Source organism: Pseudomonas sp. MWU12-2037 (assembly GCF_023242345.1).
GTDB classification, from domain to species: domain Bacteria; phylum Pseudomonadota; class Gammaproteobacteria; order Pseudomonadales; family Pseudomonadaceae; genus Aquipseudomonas; species Aquipseudomonas gingeri_D.
Genome location: NZ_JALLIZ010000010.1, coordinates 219,896 through 238,222, shown reverse-complemented (window position 1 = coordinate 238,222; position 18,327 = coordinate 219,896). Strand labels below are relative to the sequence as shown.

The following is an 18,327-nucleotide window of genomic DNA, read 5'->3' as shown; positions in this document are numbered from 1 at the left end:
TGAGGATTCTTCCAAGGTTCGGCTCAAGAAAACTGCGCAGATTGAGGATTGTTACTCAGGTAAATCAGCGTCCCACCCACCCTGCGATTGAGATTGGCCCTCACTTCTTTCGTACCTGGGGTGGTCGCGACCAGATCGACCGAACAGGTCCCCTCCGGCCCGGTGACACAGGTTGTCTCTAGCAACGTCGCGCCCGTCGTTCCGAAATACACGGTAGCGCCCGCAAAGGGGTTATCGGCGGAATCCCGGATGAAAGCCGTGACGGTATGGGTGGTCAAGCCATCGGCCGGTTGGCTCCCCTCGCTGACACTGAAGGTCGAACGGCTTTCATCCCCGGCGATACCGACAAACCTCGCCGTCTGCGGCTGTCCTATGCCAGAGCCATTGCCAAAGGTCGCCGTAATGGAATAGGTGCCCGCGAGTTGCGACGTGATACGGGCACTGGTCGTTGCGCTACCCGGCACAAACGCGCAGCGGTTTGGCGCGGTAGGGTCAATGGTGACGCCGGCGACCGCCGGAAACAGTACATAGGAAGATGCTGTAGTCGCGGTGTAAGGGTTGCCGTAGGTATCACGCAACGTCACGGTTGCCAGGTGCGCGTCCACCCCATCGGCCCTCTTGTCACCCTCGATAGGTTCCAGGGTGGAAGCGGCTGGATCGTACGCCCCGTGAAGGAATGTCGCGTCGACCTGCGCTTCTGAAAGTTCCCCCGCGAGCCTGGCAGTGATGGTGTGCGTCTTCGCCACGGTACTGCCTATCATCACAATGCACTTGCCGGTACTGCCCGAGGTCTGGCAAGAAGTCGCGCTAAAAACAACGTCATCGACCGGGTCAAACGTTACCCGGGTGCCCTGCGGAGCCGGGGAGCCATCGCTCATACGTACCGTCGCCCAGACCCAGTTGTTTTTTTCCGTATCGCTGACGAGCTGATTGCCAGCGCCCATCTCCAACTCCAGTTGAGCCGAAGCAGCGGCGACGAATTCGACGGTCTTCGGACTGCCACTCACATCGCCCACCGACGTCGTGGCACTGACGGTTTTGGTGCCAGGCACGGTCGAGGTGATGCGGGTTTCGACCAGTCCCTGCGTATTGGTGAAGCCGGAGGAGGGATTGAGGGAGGCGTCCGGGATATCGAGAAACCGCACCACAACGTTCCTGACCGGACGGTTCTCGGTATCCTTGACCGTGACGGTTGCCGTATGGGCATCCGAGCCATTGGCTGCTTTTTGGCCAGTGCTCACGGTCAAGGTAGCGACCGCCGGAAGCGTTGGGGACTCTTCCTCCACCTCCCCCCAGGTATCGTTTTCGTCCTCGGCGATTCCGTACCACCCCAGGTACCGCTGGCGGCGCTTGTAGCCCATGGCGGTGAGGGTCAGGGTCGGGCGGCCGAGCGGATCGTAGAATTGCTGGTCGCAATGCCCGAAGAGGCGAAAGGACTCGTCCTTGATATAGCGGTAGCCATCGGCGAAGTAAGGTCGGTAGACCCGTACCGCCAGGCCCTTGTTGTTGTATTCGACCCGTTCGCTGACCCGCCAGCGCTCGGCGGCCGGGGCGCTGACGGGCTGATCGTTGTCCAGCACCAGGGTGCCGTCGGCCGCGATCTGGTAGGCGTCCCCCGGTTCGACTTTCTGCTTGGTCTGCAAGGCGCGGCCGAAGCCGTCCCAGCACTGGACGGCGATACGGATTTTTCGCCCGGGATTGTCCGCAGGTGCCGGGTAACGGTCGGCTTGCAGGACCGCCGCATGGACCGGCTCACGCTGCCGCATCCAACTGAACGCATCACGAAAGCAGGCACTGGCCACCCCCTGCAACGCCGCGTCCGGGTCGGCGATGGCTTCGGCGGGTAAGTGGGCCACGGGCTGGTACTCGTCTATCGGATCGAAACCGAGCGCAACACCCGCCTCGGTGCCATGGAAACTGCTGGCCGACAGCTCGCCAAAACCGTCATAGCAGGCCTCCTGGATATTCTGGTTCGGATCGACGATGCGACGGGGCAACAGGAACCGATAATCGGCGACGTCCACGCGGGTGACACACTCATCGGCCGTGGTGACACTGATCGGCAGGCAGTAATAGGCATCGAACTCGATGTCCGTCGGCCCCTGGCTTTCGGTGGGCCGGGCACTGATCAGCCGATAGAAACCGTCCAGCCCGGCGTAGGTCATAAAGCCCTTGCGGGTCGACCACAATACCCTGTCCGGTTCCGTCGGCAACATGGCCTCAATGGGCCGATAACCGAGCCCGGGCAGTTTGTCCTCCAGCTCCGCGGGACTGAGCACAGACGCATACGCCTGCAGCGCCGCCTCATCCAGCTCGGCGGACTCCAGGAAGTCGACCAGCGCCTCGAAACTGGCCTGCCCCGCCGGCAGGGTCTGGCCGGCCTGTTGATAACGCTGCACGGAAAACTGCGTCAGCACCCGCTGGTAGTCACCCGCTGGCGGCGCATTGAGACGGTCGAGCATCGACTCATGGGAAATATCCTCCGGCCCCAGCACCGCCTTCGGCAGCACCAGCGCGTTGCCACGGGACAGGTAGGGCAGGCCCAGACGACAGCCTTCCGGATCATCCAGGTGAATAAATTGGGCGCGGCTTTCGTTCAGGTAGTAAAAGCGCTGGGCGTCGTCGTGGGCGGCGCGCCACCAGGTTTGCTCATGGACTTCGCTGAACGGCGGATCGTCGCTGACGCTCTTGCGCCGGGCATAGTCGACCGTCACCTCATGGATCAGCCCGCCATAAGGATCCCAGGCCAGGCTGATATGGTGCTGACACAGAGGGTCGTCAGGTTGACGCTCGTAGGTATACGCGATCGACTCCAGCTCCAGCGGCTGCATCCTGCAGTACGGCTGGAATTCGTTGCGCCGTTGCAACAGACGCACGGCATAACGCGATTGCTGCACCGAGTAGGGCCGGTCCTGCAACAGGTCGTCGGCGTCGAGACCGAATATCTCGACCCGCAACGGCATGCCGGCCAGGGCGTAGGCCATGTCGTGCCAGGTCAGATCATCGGCGTCGCTGATGATATCGTCCGGCGCGGCGCCACGGGGCTCCAGCAGCAAGGCCGTGCCCAGGGGTTGGGCCGCGCTGTCCGAGCGGTCATAGTCCAGGCCCGGCAGGTCGGGCAGGCGCCCGGTATGGAACCAGCTCTTGCGCAGCACCGGCGCGGTAAAACCGGCCAGCCGCTGTTCGTCGCCGGTGACGTCGCTGTCGGTTTGCAGCACCAGGCCAAAGCCGCGGAACTCGCGCTCCTGGCCATCGTAGAAGCCCTGGCAGTATTCAAAGCGCTGGGTCAGCCGATTGCCGGTGATTTCATCGAGCTGGATCTGCTCGACGGCCACCGGCATCGGAAACGGCACATAGCTGACAGGCTCCAGGTCCGCCGCCAGCAATGCCTGTTTTTCATCCAGCCATTCCTGGGCCGAGCTGCGGTAGATCACCTCCCCCACCGCGCCCATATTGTTGTTGGTGCTGTGCAGCAGATACGGCTTGGCCTGGACAAAATCCACACGCCAATGCTGGGGTTTCATATGGGGGATGGTGATCACCAGGCTGGAACAACCCAGCCCTTGCAGGTCGGCGGTGCTGACCTGGCACAGCCGGTCATAACGCACGCCCGGCGGCCAGGGCTGGATCAGGGGCGTGCTTTCAAAGCCCATGCCGGTGCGGTTCATGAAAATCTCGGCATGCTCGCTGGTGAGGTAGATCAGGTCCGCCGCGCCGGAGCCGTCGAGGTCGGCCAGCAACACCCGCGAAGCGTCGAAGGACTCGTAGGTATAGGGCAAGGTGCCCAGGCGAAAGCCCGGGTCGAAACGACCGTGGCCGCGGTTGGGCCAGCAGACGATTTCGTTATGGCGAATGCGCACCAGGTGCTGCTGGCCGCTGCCCAATACATCGCTGAAGGCCACCAGTTCAGTCGGCGCCGGACTCAGCACGGGGAGACGATCATCGGGCGCGGTTTCGATGAAGTGCGCCACATCCTTGCCCGAGGCAAAACCTTCGCGCCGGCGGTTGGCATACAGCCGCACGCTGCGCGGACCGATCAGGGCCAGGTCGGACAGGCCGGCACCCATCAGGTCGGCCAGTTGGCTCTGCGGGTGGAAGAATTCCACGGGAAAGGCGTCAAAGGTGACGAACCTGGACCAGCTGCGATCCGGGTTGAGGGTGAAAAAACCGCTGACACCGGGTTGCGCCACCACCCAGTCCAGGCGGCCGTCGCCAGTGAGGTCCATCAGCGACTGGCGCACCGGTTTGCGGCTGTCCATCACCGGGATGGCGTCCAGTCGTCGCCACGAATCGTAGACCACCTCATCGGCCGTTTCCGCCGGCTGCGCCCGTAGCGGCTCACGGTAGTACCAGGCCTTGTCGCTGCGATAGAGCACACCCGGCAGGCCCTCGCCATACAGGTCGACCAGTTGATACTGCTGACCGTCGTTCAGGCCGGGCATGGCATCGAATTCTTGATACTCACTGTCCTCGGGTTCAAACGCCGAGTAGCTGAACTCAACGGGCGGGCGCGACTGGATTTGCCCCTGCTCGTCATAACCTTGCTGGTGCGCGGCGGACAGCAGGTTGTAGCCCAGTTCAGTGGTCCGATATTCAAGCAGCAAGCGCTGCACCAGCAGCGGTTCGCTGCCCAGTTCAGGAAACTGGTGGAACATCAGCACCTGCCGGCACAAACGCAGGTTGCCCAGCAGGAAGCCATAGCCGTAGGTTGCGAAAGGGTCGCTGCGCACCGGCCACTCGCCCGTCGGTTCGTAGGCGGGAATATCCTCCACCCCGGTGTCACGCTCACCGTAGTCAAAAATCAGATCGAAGTGCCACTGCACCCGCTCCAACTGCCCGGGCACCCAGTGATAGAGGTGCGCGTCCGCCTCGGCATTGCCATAACGCACCCGGCTCAGATAACACTGGGCGCGAAAGTCGCGCGGTGTATCGTCAGGCATCCCGGCATGGTCTTCGCCGGCGTACTCATAGAGGATATGTTCGCCGAGGGCATTGAGGCTTTCTTCCAGCAGCCATTCGCCGACGCGCAGGTGATCTTCCAGGTCGGTACTGCGTGACGAGCTGTTGTAGCCGTACAGGTGCAGGCTGCCGTCGGCCCCGTGAATCAACCAGAACCCCGGGTAGTCGTCCGCCGAACGCCAATGTTCGATCCGTTCGAACGCCCCTTCGATACGGGGGAAGTAACGCGCCACCTGATAGTCGATGCCCAGCTCCAGGCCTCGATAGCTATTCACGGGCCTGCGAATGATCTTCCCGTCGGCATCTCGCTCGGCCATCCACACGGTGCCGTCGGGGCCGAGCATGACATCGTCATCGGTGTAATCCGGAACGCCCTTGCTGGTACGCCGTGCCACGCAACCCAACGACAATACCCAGCCGATGCCGAACAGGCTGTTACCGACGCTGCTGCCATAACCGAGGGTCAGGGCCGGGGCGAAACCGCGCCCGGGCGAGATCGGCAACGGCAGGTCAAAGGAGGCCTTGCCGGTGGAGCCTACCTCGCCCCAACCCTTGCCGATGCTTTGAATCGCGCCGCCGCCCTTGGGCAACGACGGCGGCGTGATGCTGAAGTTCTCTTGTGGGTCCATCGCCGGGCTCCAGGCAGATCTGCTGGGAGCTAATGTGGGCGCAATCCGGGGGCCTCATCTACTGTCAGAAATGACAGTTTTTTAGTGATTAACGAAATAAGAAAGCACCAAACAGGGCATATGCCGGCCGGCCCCAGGCGATAACGTGACCCCATGACTCACTATTAACGACCAAGATCGAGCATAAAACGACCCATCCATTACAACGTAGTCCTCCGATTTCTGCCAACAACCCCTTGATTTTATGGAAGTACACCCGCGGTAACACTCTTCCAGCCGACTCGCCCAGCAATGATGGCACTTTGACACCCGTCATTTCTGACAGGTTACATTGGATCACATTTGACGTTGAATACTCCCCAACACCGAAACAGAGCGGCAGGGCATCGAGCATGAAAGGGACGAACACGGTCATCGAGATAAAAACTCGACAAGCGTTCAGGGCAGAGCTGGGCAGCCTGGAGGTGCCATTGATCCGGCCCCGACCCGCCGTGGTGCTGGTCTATAAACGTCACTGTCCGCCGTGCGAAAAGCTCAAGCCCTTGCTCGAAGCCCTGGCATCAGGGCCTTACCGGGATCGGGTGGCGTTCTATCAGATCAGTTATCCGATCTTCAAACTGTTCCAGCCGGAGATCAAGATTGAGTTCGTTCCGGCCTTGTTTTTCCTCGATGGCCATGGCAACCAGACACACATGTATGGCACGCAAAAGGACGAGGTAAAGAAGGGCCTCGATTCGCTCATTTTTGTCCCGAACGGGGTATTCTCGGAGATCTTCGACTCTCGACAAGCCCACTAAGGAAGTGCCATGCCCGTTGCCCTGATTACCGGATGTTCCAGCGGCATCGGCCGCGCGTTGGCGGATGTGTTCAAGCACGCGGGTTACCAGGTCTGGGCTTCGGCGCGTCGGGCCGATGATGTGGCGGCGCTCGCGGCAGCCGGGTTCACCGCCGTGCAGTTGGACGTCAATGATGGCAATGCCCTGCAGCGACTCGGCGAACGGCTCAACACCGAGTGCGGCGGCCTTGATGTGCTGATCAACAATGCCGGTTACGGCGCCATGGGACCGCTGCTCGATGGCGGGGTTGAAGCGATGCGTCGGCAATTCGAAACCAATGTGTTCTCCATTGTCGGGGTGACCCGGGCGATGCTCCCGGTGTTGCGCCGCGGCCGAGGGCTGGTGGTGAATATCGGCAGCGTGTCCGGGGTGCTGGTGACGCCGTTCGCCGGGGCTTATTGCGCCTCGAAGGCGGCGGTGCATGCCTTGAGCGATGCCTTGCGCATGGAGTTGGCGCCGTTCGGGATCCGGGTGATGGAAGTGCAGCCCGGGGCCATCGATACCCGCTTTGCCAAGAATGCCGGGCATGAGGCTGAACAGTTGATTGGCGAGCAATCGCCCTGGTGGCCGCTGCGCGAGGGTATTCGCGCACGGGCCAATGCCTCGCAGAACAATCCGACCCCGGCCACCAGCGTGGCCGCCGACTTGCTCAAGGCCGTGCAACAGGCTCGGCCGCCGCGCCTGTTGCGCCTGGGTAATGGCAGCCGGGCATTGCCGTTGATGGCCTGGTTGCTGCCCAAGGGGTTGCTGGAAAAGGTGTTGATGAAGCGCTTTGGTTTGGGGGTACGGCTGTAACGACCGCTCAGGCGTGCTCTTTCATGAAGTCGATAAACACCCGGACCTTCAACGGCAAATGCCGAGTGTCCGGGTACAGGGCATAAATCCCTTGTTCGAGAAAGCGATAGCCGTTCAACAAGCGGCACAGGCGCCCTGCCTCCAGATCCTCACGTACCAACCAATCCGGCAAAATCGCCACGCCCTGCCCCGCCAGGGCAAAACCGCGCAGCACCGAGGAATTGTCCGCGACAATCCGTGACTGCTCGGCCGCCGGCCGGAAGAAAAACGGCTCGCCGCTCTTCACATGGGTCAGGCCCAGATCGCCCAGGCGCCGATGCACCAGGCTCTGCACCTGTTGCAAGTCCTCGAAGGTGTGCAACTCGCCGCCGGGTAGCCCGGCAACAAACTCCGGCGAGGCCACGGCAAAGATCTTGAACGTGGCGAGCTGCGTGGCCCGGTGATTGGAATCCGAGACCTGGCCGAGCCGGATCGCCACGTCGAAACGTTCCGAGATCAGGTCGGCGTGGGTCGAGGAGGTCGACAGATGCACCTTCAACTCCGGGTGAATCCGCCGGAACAACTCCAGCGCCGGAACCACCTTGGCCAGGGCATATTCGACCGTGGTGGTGATCCGCAGCGTGCCGCGCAGTTGCGTATGTTCCGAACGCGCCTCGTCGATCGCCAGCCGGGCCTGTTCCAGCATGCTCAGACAGCGCCCGTAAAAGCGCTCGCCGGCCTCGGTAAGGGCCAGGCGCCGGGTGTTGCGGGTCAACAGGGTCACCCCCAGTTCGGCCTCCAGGCGCTTGAGGGTAAAGCTGACCACGGCCCGGGTCTGCCCCAGGCGTTCGGCGGCGGCGGTCAGCGAACCGGCCTCTACCACGGTCTTGAAGGTCTCGAAACGATCCAGGCTGACCATGGGTCAAGGCCTCCATTGTCAAAATATTTTTGACAAACTAGCAGTCAATGCGCGGTTTCCCAAGCCTTGCCGGCGACCTAACCTGTCGCCTTATCCGATGGAGACCGTCATGAGCTATCGCTCGAAAATCGCCCTGGTGTATCTGCTGGGGTTTTCCCTGGATCTGGTGAACATGTTTGTCGCCAATGTCGCCTACCCGGAAATCGGCCATGAGCTGCGGGCCACGGTGACGCAACTGGCCTGGGTCGGGAACGCCTATATGCTCGGGCTGACGGCGATCATTCCCCTGAGTGTCTGGCTGGCGGCGCTGGTCGGCGAGCGACGCTTGATCGCGGCCTCACTGGTGCTGTTCGCCGTGGCCTCCTGGTGCGTGGCCCAGGCCGGCTCCATTGAGGCGCTGATCGGTTGGCGGTTGGTGCAGGGCCTGGGCGGCGGTTTGCTGATCCCGGTCGGACAGGCCATGGCCTACCGCAACTACCCGGTGAACGAACGCGCCGGTCTGACCTCGCGGATGATGCTGGTGGCCTTGCTGATCCCGGCCTTGTCCCCGGCGCTGGGCGGGCTGATTGTCGACCATGCGTCGTGGCGCTGGATCTTCTACGCCAATATCCCGCTGGCACTGCTGCCTCTGCTGCTGACCGGGTTGTGGTTCAAGCCGGACGTGCGCCCGGCCCAGCGGCCAGGGTTCAGCCATCGCGGCCTGTGGAGTGCGGCCCAGGTGGCACGTATTCCGCTGTTGCGCCTGGCGATGCTGGTGTACCTGTTCGTCCCCGGGGTGTTTATCGGCACCCAGTTGGTGGCAATTCTCTATCTGCGTGGCCTGGGGGCGAGCGCGGCGCAGACGGGCGCCCTGATGCTGCCCTGGGCACTGGCCTCGGGGGTGGCGATTGTGTTCGGCAAGCGCCATTTCAACCGACTCGGCCCCAAGCCCTTGTTGCTGGCGGGCCTGTTCGCCCAGGCACTGGGCATCCTGTTGTTGGTATTGATCATTGATCCCCACGGACCGCTGCCGATCATCGCCTATGCGCTGATGGGCCTCGGCGGCAGCCTGTGCAGCAGTACCGCGCACAACTGCGCGTTTCTCGATGTCGAGTTACCGCGCATGGGCCACGCCAGCTCGGTGTGGAATATCAATCGGCAACTGAGCTTCTGCCTCGGCGCGGCGCTGCTGATGGGACTGCTGGATCAGTTGGGTAGCACGCCGTTCGGGTTTCACGGCTGTTTTCTGATTGCCGCGGCGTTGACCCTGGTGCCGCTGTTCGCCGTCTTTCGTCTCGATACGCCAACGGTGCTGGCACTGTTAACCCCCAAACAAGGAGAACCTGCATGAGCGATAAAGCGCTGTACCTCAATGAAGTGATCGAAGCCCATAAAGTCATCGAGCAATGGTTTGCCGGAGCCCTGGAGAACGACGCGTTGGCGCCGCTGCTGGCGCGGTTCTCGGAAGCCTTTTCAATGGTCACGCCGACGGGCAGGCCATTGGACAAGTCGGGATTGGGCGAGCTGTTTGCCGGTGCGGGCGGACGTCGACCGGGTTGCACCATCACCCTGGGCGAGCTTGAAGTGTTTGCGTTGCACGAAGCCGGCGCCATCGTTCGTTATCGCGAATGGCAGGCCGATGACACGGGCACGCGTACAGACCGGCTATCGACGGCGGTGTTTGAGAAACAGTCGGATGGGCCGGTGCTGTGGCGGCATCTGCATGAGACCTTCACTCAGGCCTGAGAAATCAGTACATGTTTTTTTTGGGGCAGTCATAAGGCAGCCTGTGGCACTGTCAGCCTTGGAAGAGTAGGATTAAAATCTACAGACTCAATTTTAATATTATTGAGTCCACAGATTATACTTCAAGGATATGATCATGACAGTCACCTCACCTGCTCCAGGACTGACCAAAGCGCATGGCGTGACAGGTCTGAGAGCCGCCGTGGGCGTACTCGAAAAATGGCAGGCCTCGAGTGACCAGGCCTGTCGTATCTTGCGTATTTCCCGCAGCACCTACACCCGTGCCAAACAGCGTGATCCCGAGTGGTCCGTTGGACTGGATGCCGACCAGATGCAACGAATCAGCTTCGTTTTGAACATCCACGCGGCCTTGCGCGGCATTTTCGATAATCCCGAGAACGCCTATGGTTTTCCGGCGATGGCGAACGATAACGAGTTTTTCAACGGACGTGCCCCGCTGGACATCATGGCCCAGGGCGACATGATCTCGCTGTACGAAACGTTTCGGCGGATTGACGCCCTGCGGGGCGCGCAATGGTGAAAACAGGCGATTTGCCGACGTTGCCCGGTGAGCGCTTGCAAGCTTACCGATTGGTCAATTCCAAGTTCCCACCGATTGCCTTGTTCGATGACGTGGCGGACGCGGATGAGTTCGAGGTGCTTTACCAGATTCAGGCCCTCACCAATCCAAGGCTGCAGAATGAGCTGGGTCGGCTGGAACTGATCCCACGTGGCGAGATCCCCTTCGGCATTCCCGGATGCGCCTACGCGACGGCGCCCTTCACTCACGTCAATCCGGCGGGGTCGCGGTTCAGCGATGGCAGTTTTGGCGTGCTGTATCTGGCCGATACGATGGAAACGGCACTGGCCGAGGTGCGGCATCACCAGAACCATTACTGGTCGAAGGTGCAGGGCCTCAACTACGAACGTTTTGTTTTCCGGGGGCTTTCTTGTCAGTTCACTGATGCGGCGATGAAAGATGCCATGTCCATCCCTCTGGCAGACCCCATTTATGATCCGGATGACTACACCCATTCCCACGCATTGGGGAAGGCGGTCAAGAGTGACCGGTGCCCCGGCCTGCGCTACCGATCCGTGCGCCATCCGGGCAACCACTGCTGGGCGCTGATGACCCCACGCCCGGTCTTATTGATCATTCAAACCGCTCATTACGAAATGATCTGGAACGGCAAAATCACCGGCGTCAACCAGATCACCGGCGCCTGATCGTGATGGTGCGAGAAGCGGGTGTTTGTGGAGCCCCTTAAGCTCTTGGCGATCGTCAGGCCCCCGCCGGCTTGACAATCACCGTGCAGGTAATCCCCGCCGCCAACAGCACCCCGTCCGGCACCTCGTCGATATGAATCCGCACCGGCACCCGCTGGGCCAGGCGCACCCAGTTGAACGTCGGGTTCACATCCGCGATCAGCTCACGACTCTCGGGATTGTCACGGTCATAGATCCCCCGCGAGATACTCTCCACATGCCCCTTGAGCACCTGGCCGCTCATCAGTTGCATATCCGCCGGGTCACCCACCTGGAGATGCGGCAACTTGGTCTCTTCGAAGAAGCCATACACCCAGAACGAGTTCATATCGACCACCGCCATCTTCGCCTCGCCGATCCGCGCATAGTCGCCACGGTGCACATTGAGGTTGGTGACGTAACCGTCCACCGCCGCCCGCACTTCAGTGCGCGCCAGGTTCAACTGCGCCGCCTCCAGCTGCGCCTGGGCCTGCTGATAGTCGGCCAGGGCCGCGTCGGCGGTGTTGCTGGCGTCGTCGCGGCTTTCCTTGGAGATCACCAGGTTGTCCAGGTCGGCGCGGCGATGGGCATTGAGCTTGCGCATCTCCCAGGTGGCCTTGCGCGAGTCCACCAGCGACTGCGCCTGCTTGACCGCAATCCGATAATGCTCAGGGTCGATGCGCATCAGCAGGTCGCCCTTTTTCACCACCTGGTTATCCCGCACCGGCACCTCCACCACTTCACCGGTGACGTCCGCCGCGACATTGATAATGTCGGCGCGTACCCGGCCATCGCGGGTCCAGGGGGTTTCCATGTACTGGACCCACAGGACCCGGCCGATCCAGATCGCCAGGGCCAGGACCAGCAAGGTGGCGATCAGGCTGAAAAGCTTTTTCATCAGGTCGTTCTCAACGGTAGACAGTGAGCGCCAAGGCGCCGAACAAGCAGCAGAACAGGCTCAGGCGCAACAGCGCCGGATGCCAGAAAAAACGGTACAGGTCATGGCTGGCGATAAAACGGTCCAGCGCCCAACCAAGCCCGGCCGCAATCAGGAACATCAGGGTCATGGTCGGCATATAGACGCCGTGGAAAGCGATTTCACGGGGCATGAGAGAGTCTCAGGTCGGCCAGCGGGGATTGCGGGTCCAGCAACGAGGTGCGGATAAAGTGCAGGTAGCTCTGCACCCGGCGCAGCGCCGAGGTGTCGAAGTGCCGGGCAAAAGGTTCGTCGGTGGACTGGACCCGGCTGATAGCATGGTCCACCGCCACCAGGGCGCGCTCCAGGTTGCTCGCGTTGGGCTGGATAAACAGGCGCATCAGCGCCCGCCCCATGACCCGGATCGACTGGCGCCACGGCTGCGATTCGGCATAGGCCGGGTGCACCGGCAGGATCGCCTGTTCCTTGCGCAACTCGATAATGGCGTGGCCGACTTCCAGCACCACGAACATCCAGCGCAACAGTTGGCTCTGCACTTTCGGCTGCCGGACGGCCAGGCCATAGGCCTGGTGCAGCAGGTCGCGGGTGCCGCTTTCAAAGGTCGAGCCGAGGCCCTTGAGCTTGCCGCTGATGGCGAACACCACCTGTTCGCGCAGGTCCTGCTCCAGCCGCCGCCATAGCCAGCGGCTGTTGGGCGGCAGGATGATCGCCCCCGCCGCCGCGCACACCAGCATGCCAATGACCATGCCGATGTAGTCGTTGATAAAGGCATAGGGGTTGTAGATCGTCAGGTTGTCCGGCACCGAACCGATGCTGAAAAAGATCAGCAGACCCAGGCCGACGCCCGCGTACGCCGGACGCGAGGCCAGGAAGGCGCCGAGCACGATCACCGGCGCGAGCGTCAGGCACAACAGCGCAAAGCCGTCGATATAGGGAAAGACGAAGAACATCTCGACAAAACCGATCAACGCCCCAAGCAAGGTGCCGCACGCCATCTGGAACGCCATGCGCTTGGGGTTCGGCGTGGCCGCCGCCAGGCCGACCGTGGCCGCGGCGACCAGGGTCATGGTCGCCCCGCTCGGCCAGGCGGTTGCCACCCAGTAGCTGCCGAGCACGATCAGCACGAAGGCAGCGCGAATCCCCGAGGCCGAGGCCGCCAGCCAGTTGGTTTTCGGCACATAAGGCTCGTCCCACTGTTCGCGTTCGTGGTGGTGATCGGCCAGGGAGGCATGGGTCAGGGCGTAGCTGTGCAGTTCCTCGACGAAGCGATAAAGCAGTTCATACGCGGTGTGGAAATCCAGCAGGTCGGCTTCGCTCGGTTCGCTTTGCAGGAAACTCGCCCGCAGGCTGCGTACCTGCTCCGGCAACCCCAGTTTGTAGTCGGCCAGGCGGCTCGCCAGGCGCTGGGCATCGGCGTCGGTCAGGGCGCGTCCGGCAAAATCGTCGAGCAGTTCGCCCAGTCCCGGAAAACCCGGTTCGATGGCTGCCAGCACCTGCGTCCGATCACGGCTGCGCAGGCGTTCGAGCAACTGGTGCAGGGCGTTGAAGCGGGTGGTCAGGGTCATGAATTCGCTGTTCAGGCGGTTCAGGCGGCCATTGCGTCGACGCATGTGCGGGTCTTCGAACACCGTGACACTGCGCAGGCCCTCAAGCCCCACCGCCTGGGCGATAAAACCGATATTGGCGCTTTCAAACGCCGCGCTGGCATGGGGACCGCGCAAGCCGGCGCTGACAAATCCGGCAAACACGCCGAAGCGTTGATAGAGCGCATTGCGCATGGCCGCACTGGAGGTCTGCGGCAGGATCGCGGCGCTGACGAAGGTCGAGCAGACAATCCCCAGGGAGATTTCCAGTACCCGCCATACCGCCGCCATAAAGGCCCCTTCCGGATGGGCCAGGGCCGGCAGGCCGACCATCGCGGCGGTGTAGCCGGCCAGGACAAAACCGTAGGCGCGGAAGTTGCGGTTGCGTTGCGCGCCGGCCGAGCAAAGCCCGACCCAGATCGCCAGCGCGCCGAGAAACAGTTCGGTGTACTGGGCGAACAGGGCGATCAGCGCGACCATCACCGCCGACCCGGCCAGGGTGCCGAGGAAACGGTAGAAACTCTTGGCAAACACATGGCCGCTCTGCGGCTGCATCACGATAAACACGGTGATCATCGCCGTGCGCGGCTGCGGCAGTTCCAGGCGCATGGCCAGCCACAGGGTGAGGAAGGCGGCGGCCAGGACCTTGAAGATATAGATCCAGGTCACGCCGTCGCTACGGGCCCAGTCAAAGAAGCCGCGACGCCATTCCAGGGAGTACAGCCAGCGCACCGGGGCGGGCAAGGGAGTCATGACGCGGTTCTCAGTGATCGAAGGCGGCCAGCACGGCCGGAGGTTTGTTCGCCACGGTGCGGTTCTCGGCCGGTACGTCGTTGCCCGCGCCCAATCCGCCACCCAGTTCGGTGACCAGTTCGGCATGGGCACTCAGGCGCGCCGCCTGGACCTGCTGTTCGACCTGCTGCTGGTGGAACAGCAGGGTCTGGGCGTTGAGCACATTGAGGTAGTCGGTCAGGCCGCGTTGGTAGGCGACCATGGCGATGTCGTAGGTTTTCTGCGCCGAGGCCACGGACTGGGCGGCGAACACCTGCTGCTTGTCCAGGGACTCGCGGCGGATCAACTGGTCGGAAATGCCCTTGAGGGCGTTGACCAGGGTCTGGTTGTATTTCGCCACGGCAAGGTCATAACCCGCCGCCGCTTCGCCCAGTTCGGCGCGCAGGCGGCCGCCGTCGAAGATCGGCAGGGACACCGCCGGGCCGACGCCATAGTTGAATTTCTTGCCGGTGAGAAACGCCAGCGGGCCGCCGCCGGTGGCCATATAGCCGAGGTTGCCGACCAGGTCGATGTTGGGATAGAAGCCGGCGTGGGCGACATCGATCCCACGGGCCTGGGCCGCCACTTGCCAGCGACTGGCGACCACGTCCGGGCGCTGGCCGAGCAATTGTGCGGGCAGTGCCGAGGGCAGTTTCAACGCGGTGTGCAGGGACAGCGACGGGCGTTGCAGTTGCGCACCCTCCCCTGGACCGACGCCAGCCAGGGCGGCCAGCTGGTTGCGGCTCAGGGCGATCTCTTCGTCCAGCGCATCGAGCTGGCGATGGGTTTCCGGCAGCGGCGTCTCGGCCTGGCTGACTTCGAAATGAGTACCGATGCCGCCGTTCAGGCGTTTTTGCGCCAGGTCGAGAATCTGCATCTGCTGCTTGAGGGTGGCTTCGACGATATCGCGCTCGGCGTAGTGCAATGACAGCTGGATATAAGCGTGGACGATGCTGTTCTGCAATTCGAGCCGGGCCTGGCGCGCTTCGGCAACGCTCATATGGGCGAGGTCCACGGCCCGTTCGCTGGCGTTGCTTTCGCGACCCCAAAGGTCCAGGGAATAGCTCAGGCCCAGCCCGGCATTGTTGTCCCAGGTGGTGGTGCTCGCCAACTCACCAGGGCCGTAGAACTGATCGTTGGCCCAGTTATGCCGTTTGAGCGCGGCGTCGCCCTTGATCTGCAGCGACTCGGCGGACTCGGCCAACCCGGCCATGGCCCGGGCCTGGCGCACGCGGGCGGCGGCCATGGCCAGGCTCGGGCTGCCCTGCACGGCGCGGTCGATCCACTGGTCGAGTTGGCGGTCGCCATAGGCTTTCCACCACTGCGCGGCCGGCCAGTGCGCGTCGCGCTCGGCGCCCTGGATCGCCTGGTCGGTCAGCAGGGTATTGGCGGCCAGGGCCTGACCCTGTGGAGCAATACCTCCGGTGCCGATGCAACCGCTGATAGCCAAGGATAAAGCCCAAACACTGAGAGTCTTCAGCTCTCTGCTGATGCGACGCGGCACTGCTGCAAATTCCTGGGGTGGGGAGAAAAGCGGTTTTCTGTGAGCACGGGATTGGTCACAACGCAGTCCTGTAGGAGCAGGGCTTGCCCGCGAAGGGGCACTTGAGGCCGCCAAAAGCTTCGCGGGCAAGCCCTGCTCCTACAGTTATGAGGTGTTCTTGAGATTGGAGGGTGCACACAGGTCGGGGCAATTCTAGAGGGTGGCCTGTCAGACGATAAGATGGCCTTTCTGTGAAGCTTTGTTACCGTTAACGCGATAATCCCTTGGTCGTATGCCCATCACCCTGTTACTTCGTGTCACAATTTACCGTCACCCCAGAGAGCCTTCCATGGACACTTTGCAAAATATGCGCGCCTTCAGTTGCGTGGCCGAGGCCGGCAGTTTTACCGCCGCCGCCGTGCAACTGGACACCACGACGGCCAACGTCTCGCGCGCGGTCTCGGCTCTTGAGGCCCACCTGCAAACCCGCCTGCTCAACCGTACCACCCGGCGTATCGCCCTGACCGAGGCCGGCAAGCGTTATCTGCTGCGTTGCGCGCAGATCCTGGCCTATGTCGAGGAAGCCGAGGCCGAGGCCAGCGACGCCCATGCGCGCCCGGCCGGGCAGTTGAAAGTGCACTCGATGACCGGGGTCGGCCAGCATTTCGTGATCGATGCGATTGCCCGTTATCGCAAGACCCATCCGGACGTGACCTTCGACCTGACCCTGGCCAACCGCGTGCCGGACCTGCTCGACGAGGGGTATGACGTGTCCATCGTGCTGGCCAGCGAGTTGCCGGATTCGGGGTTTGTCTCGCAGCGCCTGGGGATCACCTACAGCATCGTCTGTGCCTCACCGGCCTATGTGAAAGCCAATGGCTGCGCGCAACGGCCCAGCGACCTGCTCAACCATGCCTGTCTGCGCCTGGTGAGTCCGGTGATCGCCCTGGACCGCTGGGCCTTCGATGGTCCGGATGGTCAGGAAGTGGTGAACATTGCGACCTCGCCGTTTCTGGTCAACTCCGCCGATGCGATGAAGGCGGCGATCACCAGCGGCATGGGGGTTGGGGTGTTGCCGGTGTATGCCGCGATCGAGGGGCTGCGCAATGGAAGCCTGGTGCGGATGATGCCCAGCTATCGGTCCCAGGAGCTGAATGTGTATGCGATCTATCCGTCGCGCCAGTACCTGGATGCCAAGATCAAGACCTGGGTCGAGCACTTGCGCAGTACATTGCCGGAAATCCTCGCGGGCCATCAGGCCGAGTTGGCGGCGTATGAGTTGAAAAACGTGCGTATCGCCAACTGAATGTTGTTGTAGGAGCGAGCTTGCTCGCGATGGGCGTCAACGATAACGCGGGGCATCTGATACCCCGCGGTGTCTGGACCACCATCGCGAGCAAGCTCGCTCCTACAAAGTCAGAATCCACCGCACAAATCCGACGAAAAATGATAGCGTGCTTGGCATTCCCGCCGTTCGATGAGCCCTGCGATGAAAAAGACCGTACTCGCCTTCAGCCGCGTCACCCCCGCCATGGTCGAGCACCTGCGCCAAGACTTCGAAGTGATTGTCCCGGATCCCAAGCTCGGTGATCTCAACGCTCAGTTCGACGAAGCCCTGCCCCATGCCCACGGCCTGATCGGCGTCGGCCGCAAGCTCGGGTGCGCCCAGTTGGAAAACGCCGCCAAGCTCGAAGTGGTCTCCAGCGTCTCGGTCGGCTACGACAACTATGACCTGGCCTACTTCAACGAACGCGGGATCATGCTCACCAACACCCCCGACGTGCTCACCGAAAGCACCGCCGACCTGGGCTTCGCCCTGCTGATGAGCAGCGCCCGCCGGGTCGCCGAGCTGGACGCCTGGACCAAGGCCGGGCAATGGCAAGCCAGTGTCGGCCCGGCCCTGTTCGGCGGTGATGTGCACGGCAAGACCCTGGGCATCGTCGGCATGGGCAATATCGGCGCCGCCGTGGCCCGCCGTGGTCACCTCGGTTTCAATATGCCGATCCTCTACAGCGGCAACAGCCGCAAGCCGGAACTCGAACAGCAACTCGGCGCCCAGTTCCGCAGCCTCGACGCGCTGCTGGCCGAGTCCGACTTCGTGGTGCTGGTGGTGCCCCTGAGCGACAAGACCCGTCACCTGATCAGCCATCGCGAACTGGGCCTGATGAAGTCGGACGCGATTCTGGTGAACATCTCCCGGGGCCCGGTGGTGGACGAGCCGGCACTGATCCAGGCCCTGCAAAACGGCACCCTTCGCGGTGCCGGCCTGGACGTCTACGAGAAGGAACCCCTGGCCGAGTCGCCGTTGTTCCAACTGAAGAACGCCGTGACCCTGCCGCATATCGGCTCCGCCACCCACGAAACCCGCGAGGCCATGGCCAACCGGGCGCTGGCCAACCTGCGCAGCGCCTTGCTGGGCGAGCGCCCGCGCGACCTGGTCAATCCCCAGGTCTGGAAAGGCTGAGC

Annotated in this window: 14 protein-coding genes and 1 pseudogene; 8 read left to right on the top strand and 7 right to left on the bottom strand. The window is 62.6% G+C overall.

Annotated features, from left to right (window positions below):
* Positions 1 to 23: 23 nt before the first annotated feature.
* Positions 24 to 1,241 carry an Ig-like domain-containing protein gene (locus tag M5B42_RS20045; protein ID WP_248746817.1) on the bottom strand — a complete coding sequence of 406 codons (1,218 nt, stop codon included), beginning with the start codon at positions 1,239 to 1,241 and terminating at the stop codon, positions 24 to 26.
* Positions 1,242 to 1,283: 42 nt separating this feature from the next.
* Positions 1,284 to 5,588 (bottom strand): annotated as a pseudogene (locus M5B42_RS20040) (SpvB/TcaC N-terminal domain-containing protein); the annotation flags it as partial.
* Positions 5,589 to 5,980: 392 nt separating this feature from the next.
* Here M5B42_RS20040 and M5B42_RS20035 point away from each other — a divergent pair.
* A complete protein-coding gene (locus tag M5B42_RS20035; protein ID WP_248746810.1) occupies positions 5,981 to 6,385 on the top strand; it encodes a thioredoxin domain-containing protein in 405 nt (134 codons plus the stop codon).
* A 9-nt stretch (positions 6,386 to 6,394) separates the two neighbouring features.
* Complete coding sequence (locus M5B42_RS20030) at positions 6,395 to 7,219, top strand: SDR family oxidoreductase (protein WP_248746809.1); 825 nt, start codon at positions 6,395 to 6,397, stop codon at positions 7,217 to 7,219.
* Between the two features lie 7 nt (positions 7,220 to 7,226).
* On the opposite strand, the gene M5B42_RS20025 is transcribed toward M5B42_RS20030, so the two are convergent.
* Entirely contained in the window at positions 7,227 to 8,117 is an 891-nt protein-coding gene (locus M5B42_RS20025) for a LysR family transcriptional regulator (protein ID WP_248746808.1), read from the bottom strand.
* A gap of 109 nt (positions 8,118 to 8,226) precedes the next feature.
* Between M5B42_RS20025 and M5B42_RS20020 the strand changes: the two genes are divergently transcribed.
* From M5B42_RS20020 to M5B42_RS20005, 4 genes are all read left to right on the top strand, one after another.
* Complete coding sequence (locus tag M5B42_RS20020; protein WP_103498494.1) at positions 8,227 to 9,447, top strand: MFS transporter; 1,221 nt, start codon at positions 8,227 to 8,229, stop codon at positions 9,445 to 9,447.
* Positions 9,444 to 9,842 carry a DUF4440 domain-containing protein gene (locus tag M5B42_RS20015; protein ID WP_248746807.1) on the top strand — a complete coding sequence of 133 codons (399 nt, stop codon included), beginning with the start codon at positions 9,444 to 9,446 and terminating at the stop codon, positions 9,840 to 9,842. Before M5B42_RS20020 ends, M5B42_RS20015 begins: the two co-directional genes overlap by 4 nt.
* Positions 9,843 to 9,978: 136 nt before the next feature.
* Positions 9,979 to 10,383 carry an antitoxin Xre-like helix-turn-helix domain-containing protein gene (locus M5B42_RS20010; RefSeq protein WP_152740003.1) on the top strand — a complete coding sequence of 135 codons (405 nt, stop codon included), beginning with the start codon at positions 9,979 to 9,981 and terminating at the stop codon, positions 10,381 to 10,383.
* The gene (locus tag M5B42_RS20005; RefSeq protein WP_248746806.1) at positions 10,377 to 11,069 is read left to right on the top strand and encodes an RES family NAD+ phosphorylase; all 693 of its coding nucleotides are present in this window, start codon (positions 10,377 to 10,379) and stop codon (positions 11,067 to 11,069) included. The genes M5B42_RS20010 and M5B42_RS20005 overlap by 7 nt, the downstream gene beginning before the upstream one ends.
* 55 nt (positions 11,070 to 11,124) lie before the next feature.
* On the opposite strand, the gene M5B42_RS20000 is transcribed toward M5B42_RS20005, so the two are convergent.
* The 4 genes from M5B42_RS20000 to M5B42_RS19985 are packed head-to-tail and all read right to left on the bottom strand — an operon-like array spanning position 11,125 to position 15,882.
* Positions 11,125 to 11,985, bottom strand: a complete 861-nt coding sequence (locus tag M5B42_RS20000) for an HlyD family secretion protein (RefSeq protein WP_248746805.1) — start codon at positions 11,983 to 11,985, stop codon at positions 11,125 to 11,127.
* Between the two features lie 10 nt (positions 11,986 to 11,995).
* On the bottom strand, positions 11,996 to 12,196 hold the full coding sequence (locus M5B42_RS19995) for a DUF1656 domain-containing protein (RefSeq protein ID WP_040064387.1): 201 nt from the start codon (positions 12,194 to 12,196) through the stop codon (positions 11,996 to 11,998).
* Positions 12,186 to 14,360: an FUSC family protein gene (locus M5B42_RS19990; protein WP_248746804.1), complete on the bottom strand. Its 2,175-nt coding sequence runs from the start codon at positions 14,358 to 14,360 to the stop codon at positions 12,186 to 12,188. Before M5B42_RS19990 ends, M5B42_RS19995 begins: the two co-directional genes overlap by 11 nt.
* Positions 14,361 to 14,370: 10 nt before the next feature.
* The gene (locus M5B42_RS19985; protein WP_103498500.1) at positions 14,371 to 15,882 is read right to left on the bottom strand and encodes an efflux transporter outer membrane subunit; all 1,512 of its coding nucleotides are present in this window, start codon (positions 15,880 to 15,882) and stop codon (positions 14,371 to 14,373) included.
* 328 nt (positions 15,883 to 16,210) lie between these two features.
* On the opposite strand from M5B42_RS19985, the gene M5B42_RS19980 reads away from it, so the two are divergent.
* A complete protein-coding gene (locus M5B42_RS19980) occupies positions 16,211 to 17,167 on the top strand; it encodes a LysR family transcriptional regulator (RefSeq protein ID WP_152740008.1) in 957 nt (318 codons plus the stop codon).
* Positions 17,168 to 17,350: 183 nt separating this feature from the next.
* Positions 17,351 to 18,325 (top strand): D-glycerate dehydrogenase, encoded by a 975-nt coding sequence (locus M5B42_RS19975; RefSeq protein ID WP_248746803.1) that lies wholly within the window; start codon positions 17,351 to 17,353, stop codon positions 18,323 to 18,325.
* The last annotated feature ends 2 nt before the right edge of the window (positions 18,326 to 18,327 follow it).

Coding starts and splice junctions, on each gene's coding strand:
- M5B42_RS20035 (WP_248746810.1), top strand. CDS start 5,981: ATGAAAGGGACGAACACGGTCATCGAGATAAAAACTCGACAAGCGTTC.
- M5B42_RS20030 (WP_248746809.1), top strand. CDS start 6,395: ATGCCCGTTGCCCTGATTACCGGATGTTCCAGCGGCATCGGCCGCGCG.
- M5B42_RS20025 (WP_248746808.1), bottom strand. CDS start 8,117: ATGGTCAGCCTGGATCGTTTCGAGACCTTCAAGACCGTGGTAGAGGCC.
- M5B42_RS20020 (WP_103498494.1), top strand. CDS start 8,227: ATGAGCTATCGCTCGAAAATCGCCCTGGTGTATCTGCTGGGGTTTTCC.
- M5B42_RS20015 (WP_248746807.1), top strand. CDS start 9,444: ATGAGCGATAAAGCGCTGTACCTCAATGAAGTGATCGAAGCCCATAAA.
- M5B42_RS20010 (WP_152740003.1), top strand. CDS start 9,979: ATGACAGTCACCTCACCTGCTCCAGGACTGACCAAAGCGCATGGCGTG.
- M5B42_RS20005 (WP_248746806.1), top strand. CDS start 10,377: ATGGTGAAAACAGGCGATTTGCCGACGTTGCCCGGTGAGCGCTTGCAA.
- M5B42_RS20000 (WP_248746805.1), bottom strand. CDS start 11,985: ATGAAAAAGCTTTTCAGCCTGATCGCCACCTTGCTGGTCCTGGCCCTG.
- M5B42_RS19995 (WP_040064387.1), bottom strand. CDS start 12,196: ATGCCCCGTGAAATCGCTTTCCACGGCGTCTATATGCCGACCATGACC.
- M5B42_RS19990 (WP_248746804.1), bottom strand. CDS start 14,360: ATGACTCCCTTGCCCGCCCCGGTGCGCTGGCTGTACTCCCTGGAATGG.
- M5B42_RS19980 (WP_152740008.1), top strand. CDS start 16,211: ATGGACACTTTGCAAAATATGCGCGCCTTCAGTTGCGTGGCCGAGGCC.
- M5B42_RS19975 (WP_248746803.1), top strand. CDS start 17,351: ATGAAAAAGACCGTACTCGCCTTCAGCCGCGTCACCCCCGCCATGGTC.